The organism is Candidatus Margulisiibacteriota bacterium, from assembly GCA_041650635.1.
Taxonomy (GTDB): Bacteria; Margulisbacteria; WOR-1; order JAKLHX01; family JBAZKV01; genus JBAZKV01.
Genome location: JBAZKV010000038.1, coordinates 1 through 6,331 on the forward strand (window position 1 = coordinate 1; position 6,331 = coordinate 6,331).

Below are 6,331 nucleotides of genomic sequence, written 5' to 3' on the forward strand. Positions count from 1 at the left end.
AGACTAAAGAGGCTAAAGGCGACTGTCGTTCCTGGAGCTGCTGTAACCTCATGGTGGTCAGGAAGCCGACGCTGGGCCTTAATTCGGCTAAGAACTGGGAGAACTTGGCATTATCTGTGTAGCTCCTGATGAATACCTCATGCAGGCCTCGCGGATCTACACCTTCGCCAAGCAAGATCTTGAATATCCCTGCCTGCTCTGAAGGGGACATCGCATGGAAGCGCTTGGCCTTCTGGATATCAGTGATGATCTCTACCAGACCCAGGCCGAGCACTGCGTCCTCTCCGGGGAGAAGATTGATATAGGGGAAGGCGCCGATGTTGACGAGCTCCTCCTCTATCTCTATCTCCAGGAAGGAAATGGACCTTAAGGCGCGCCTGTCTATCACTATAATGCTGCAGCTGTCGGAGAACACTAAGCGCGGGCTGCCTTCAACGAGTGAGATATTCGGCCTGTTGCCCAGGAGGTTGGGGAACCTGGCTGAGGCGTTACGTAAGGCCTGGGCATAGGCTGTGCCCAGGTTAATTGATTCAGGCACGCTGATGTGATCCTTTATATAGTCATGGACCTCTCTGATCGGGCCTTCAAAGAGCACTCTGCGCACAGGCTCTTGATGGTCGTGCTTTATGCCGGAGGTTTGAGTGAGCATGGCTTCTGATGCGCTTCTCTTAGACTTTGGCTGTCTTGTTATGGCGTATGCGGCAATGAGCAAAATGATGACAGTTGCTACAAAAAACTCGGCGTCGGTTAAAAGGAGCGAAAGTATGGCAAAGTAATTGTTTCCGGAATAGGAAACCAGTTCTTTTTTCCAAAGGACCTTTCCCTGCGTAAAAGATATGTCGGAGAAATGATACAGTGTTATTTCATCTGCCGAGAACACACCCCATGACTCATCCTGCAATTCCTCCATAACTTCAAATAAAGCCCGGGTAATTTTTATATCCATAGCTCCATAGGCATAGGCCAAGGTAATATGAGGGGTTATTTCCGGATAAATTGTCGTATCTTGCGCCATCTCTTCCAGATGTTGCCTGAAAATATCATTAAGCAACGCCAGGTCTTTGCTATTCGCCAGGATCGGGATAATTATGACAACCTTGGATTTTGACACAAAAATGTTAATGCCGCGTGCCTCAAATTCAAATGAGTTGTTCAGCCTTTCTGAAAGTATCCGCACAGAGCCTTCCTGCTGCCTTCTAATAGTATCATCATCCAAAGGCGTTTCCTGAGTCTTAAAACCGATGAGTGTCAGGTGCGAAGAAGCGGGCTCCACGAATTCCAAAGGCAGATTATCGCTCTCTTCGCCTAATTTCTGCCTGAGCCGCCTGTCTAATTCCTCTCTCGCCCTTTCAACAGCAACCCTGCCAAACCAAAAGACAGAACTTATCCCGTGCTTCGGTTTCCATCTTTGCTGCCCTGCATCCCACGGGCTAGCTAAAACTATCTCTTCAGGTATTCCTGCCTGACAATCCGCATTAGCTAAATCAAGTTGTTCCCTAAATCTTCTCACCAATCCCTCATCGGCATCAATTTTCCTTTGCCGCGATTTGTTCAAGGCCCTTTGCTTGATCGCCTCTACCATAGAATAATTTGTGCCCACTATTTGCGGAATGTATCCCATGCCCGTTGCCCTTCCGATTCCCAGCTGCGTTCTTCTGCCGAGGGAAATATGGGTCATACCGTAAGGGCCTCCATGGAAATCACTACTGCAACTTGATAAGATATTATCATCCGCCGTTCTTGCTGCGTTCTTTCCTTGAATAAATGCGGTTAATGCGCTTATCCATTGCGCGTTCTGGTCAGGATGATAAACTTCAATGCCGTCAACGAAACCCGGATATTTCGCAAAGGTTGCCTCAATCCTGGCAATCTTTAGATTTCTTCTCGCCGCAGGCCTTTGCTCCCCTGCTGCTACGCGCCTTTGCACATCGTGCTTGTTTACCGTTACATAACGCGGATGGGCAAAAAAGACTACTGCGGCATGGGACCGCAAAAACCGTAAGGCATCGCCGATCTTCATGCCAAAAACCCCGCTCGCCCGCAGATCTTCATTGCCGGCCACAACGCCCTTGCCTCTTTTGATCTTGTTGACCGCTTTTTCCAGCATACTTAAGTCAACGCCGTATTTCCTGTACAATGCATAGACGACATAGGAAGATGTCCAATAGCCGGGCTGAAGGTTCATAAAATCTTTTTCTTCCAATTCCAGACATTCAAATGAGATACCGGACAGCGATTCCTTTCTTTCACTAAGGCCCCTCAAGGTATTTAATAAATCATTGGTTACATTGCTGATATAATTATGTGTCCTGGCGAGCGTCCGGGCCTCGGCTGAGGTTCTTGTCTTTCTTAACCACCCCAGGAATTCATCCATAGTTTCCCTGCCCTTAATGCCGCGTCCGATCGGGAAATATGCGAGGATATGGCTGGGTAATTTGGTAAAGCAGGCATCTATTTCTATCCCCGGGATTACCTCAAAATCCACAAAACCTTCATCGCGTATTACCTTAGCGGCAAGGACAGCTTCTTCCATATGTTCAAACGTGTTGTGGTTGGTAACTGCTAAGGTACGCATACCTCCAAACCAGGCCCTGGCAACAAGGCCGGCCGTTGACAATATTCCGTCGGAATGATATGTATGGGTATGCAGGTCGATTCTGCCTTCCAATGCTCCATCCGGCACCAGCACTTTATTCTTAACCGCCTTTACCAGGATCCTCAACAACTGAAGCCGCTGCTCCATATTTACGATCCTGGCGTCACCGATCTCAACCAAAACAAGAGCGCTTATTATCTGAAGCGCTGTCCCTTCTGCTGTAACTGCTTCTTCTAATGCCTGCCTTAGGCCTGCATCAAAAGGATTATAGAAAAAGGCTGTTTTGACATCTTCGGCAGCTTTAAACATCTCTGCAGAATTTATTTGCTGGGCTTGCGCACCTTCGTTCCTATGGTAATATTCTTTAGCCAGCCTGGCCTTTTCTCTCCATAGACCGATAAGAGCGTCATTCCTCTTTATCCCCGAGGTCTGGGTGCGTGAGGCACGTGATGCGTTTCTCTTTATACCCGAGGTCTGGGTCTGGGAAGCCCCTGAGGCGTCCCTCTTAGCAGCGGCGGGCTGGGCGGTACCTTGCGCCTTATAAGCGTCTGCGATAGCCTTGGTGTGCCTGGCCAGAGTTTTGGTGCTGTAATATATTTTTTTGTCGGCGATGACAAAATCTCCTTTGCCGCTCATCTCTTCGTATATGTGAATGCCGCGCGAAGTAAGATATTCCCTATCGGCATCGGTGATAGGCATAAGCGGATATTTTAGGGTCTTAGAAAGTTTGTCCGCCCTATCAATGAGGAATCGCTGCCTTGTAGCATCTGTCCAATAAGCCTGATCCTTCATAACGGTATTGGCCGCGACAAATTTGTCGGTGGTAGTAAGGTCTCCTCTTGATTGTATGGAGGATAACTGTTCCTGTCCGGCGGGAGTGAGCAGCTTGGCGTATTTTGCCAGGGTGGCATCCAGGTGATAGCAAGCCTTGATCTTTGATTGAGGCACATGCGGCAGGATGACATGGCTGAACATCCTTTCAAAGGTGATTGAACCATCCCCGTTTGAAGCCTGGACGGAGCGCTCAATGGCCTGAAGCTGTTCACGAAGATATATCTCGTCGGTTTCAAGGTCCCAGGCGACCTTGGGCGCGTAGATCACGGCAACCCCTCTTTGTTTGGCGCGGATCAACGCCTGGGCAACGCCACGAGGCAAGAGCTGCGGGGCAGCTGAAGTAAAGGGCGAACCTGCACCAACCAGGATTGCCGAACGGACTTGGTCGAGCATGGCAACTACTTCGGGTTCGGCCTGCGGTGTTTCATTTGGCGCGAGCCTCCTTGGGTTACCCTGAACATCTGCCTCTGCAGGATGAGTAAAAAAGACAGAGCCAAAGTGCCCCTGGTGCTCAGCGTCGGTGATTGCTGACTGTCCGTATATCACGGGCAATCCTTCTTCTCTAGGTTGAGCAGCCAGGCGCGCATCATCAAAGGTCGCCGGCCAGATAAGTACGTCTTCGACTCCGAGCATCTCGCTCATTCTTACGAGGCCTTGCGCGGTATCAATGCGGCCCTCCTGGATTATTCCGTCGCGTAAGGCTACTGTAGTAATATAAAGGTTTTGTCCCGAAGCCTTCTGGTGATCTTTGGGCGCGTAGCCTTTCACAATGGGCATAAGGTGCCTGTCAAAGTACTCTGCGGTGTCAAGCATGTTTGCGCAGAAGAAGAACCAGTCTTCGGGTAATTCCTTCTGGAGCTTGCCAGGCAGGCGGCTTTGTTTTTGGAGACTGATCAGGCGCTGATCAAGAAGCTCTCTCCAGGTTGCAGCGCCCTTTAGATCAAAACGCTTGTTCTTTACGTTAAGCAGCGCGCTCTTTGCCTGTAGAGGCGGATCTTTTCTGGCGGGGGTCCCTGAAATAACAATGCCTGATCCCATATCTCCGGGCGCCGGGAAGTAAACCTGGTAACCATGTCTGATCAACCTTGTAATAGCAGCCGAGTGTCCTCCGTCATCAAAAGTCATGGCAGCTAACCCTGCGATGCGCGGGGCAAGACGGGCTCTCTCTTCGGGCGTATCTGTTCTATGTATCCAGGTGAAGGCCGCACCCATTCTTCCACCGTTGTAACCACCGCCTCCTAAATAGACATATTCGGTGGAAAATTCCTCTGGCCTTGCACCACTCTTTAAGCTCCTGGGCAGGCGCGACTTTAATCCTAAGTCTTGAGGTTGCGGTATAGTATCAACAAACCTTCCAAAGATGACCTGGGCAAGGGTGCGGTCTGTCTTGGTCGCTTCCTTCCAAACAAGATCCAGAAAAGCGGGTTCGAATTCACGGTTCCAGGCATCCTTACCGCCCTTTGCCTTTGCCTGTGCATCCTTCCAGGCGCTGAGGGCTTTATTCCTCTGGGACTTAATCTTCTTCTTGGTCTTTTTATCTTTGGGCAGTTTTTGCGTAAATAAAGGATCACCCTTTAATGCCTGTTTTGCTAACAGGCCTTTTTCTCCTTCGGCAAACATCTTTAATAGGAAGTTGTAGTGCGGGTGCGCTATAGCCTGGCTGGTTATTTCCGTTAAGGCAGCTTTGTGCTCTGAGGCATAGGGTGAATCTGAAGATACGTAATATTCATAGAGGGCCTGTGCTAAGGGCACAGGAGGAGAACGGGATTCTAATAAGTGCTTAAGGGATTCTAACCTTCGCTGGACTTCTTCTGTTTGGCTGGCGAATCTATTAAATTGCATCTGTAAGGTAAGCAACTCGGCCAGGGCTCGGCGCAAAATAGGGTCTAAGAAAGAGGCACCGGGCGCTGGGGCAAAAGGACTTATATAATAAATATCCTCTATCCAGCTATGGTCGGCGATCAATTCAACAAAGGATTCTGTTTCCCATCTCTCCATCTCGCCTAGCTCTTCCGATAATGGGAACGCGGTACCTTTGCTCCTGTCAATTTCAGCTTTGCTATATCTGGGAAGTAGCCCGTAATTCCAGTGTAACAGATAAATCCTAGGTATTGAGAGGGTAAACAGATATTCACTACCATCCTCTGCTTCCGGGAAAGGCAAGCCTTCTTGCACAGATGAATCACTTGCTCCTTCTCGCGCAATAGCAATAGAGCCGGATACAGAAAGCATGGAACTTGGTTCATAGAGATTAAAAGATAGCTTATTGATAATGTCCTGTCTAATACCTAAATTAAATAAACATTCACTTATGAACCTTGATCTTAGCCCTTCTTTATTCTCTTTTAGTCTTTTAATAAAATCTGGCTTGACTAAAACAATACGATACATGGTAACTATGCCTAGGTGCTCCTCAAATCTGTCCCTGATAGCTCTTACCTGGTCAGGCGGTACAGGTTTACCTTGATCTTTATATTGTCTTACAAAGGGAGATGCAAATTCAGCAAAATCGGTTGCTCGAGTAGAGATTCCCGGCTCAACCAGCAAAGGAACAAATTCATGACCTAGCCCTTCAATCGCCTCAATTGCCATTCTGGCATAATCAAGTGTCCACGGTGTCCATGGGTCTTTCTGGGATAAATCATTGATGGCCTTCTGATACGGATTCAACGTCTGGCCTAATCTCCAATAGTATTCTCTGGCAGTAATCTGGCTGGTTAATCTTAAATCTATCAAATCCATGGCTCGTTCTAATTCCTGAGGAGTAAAATTAGCGCGATGATAAACAACCTCTCCCCTCTTTATCCCCGATGTCTGTGTTTGTGTGGCTTCTGTGGCATCTTTCTTTGACCTTGGCTGCCTTGTTATGGCGTATGCAGCAATGAGCAGCGTGATAATTGT

At 48.5% G+C, this 6,331-nt stretch carries 1 protein-coding gene; it reads right to left on the minus strand.

Going from position 1 to position 6,331, the window contains the following annotated elements:
• The coding region (locus tag WC490_07905) for a 2-phospho-L-lactate transferase CofD family protein (GenBank protein MFA5098523.1) at positions 1 to 5,050 on the minus strand (5,050 nt) is incomplete at its 3' end.
• Between the last annotated feature and the right edge of the window lie 1,281 nt (positions 5,051 to 6,331).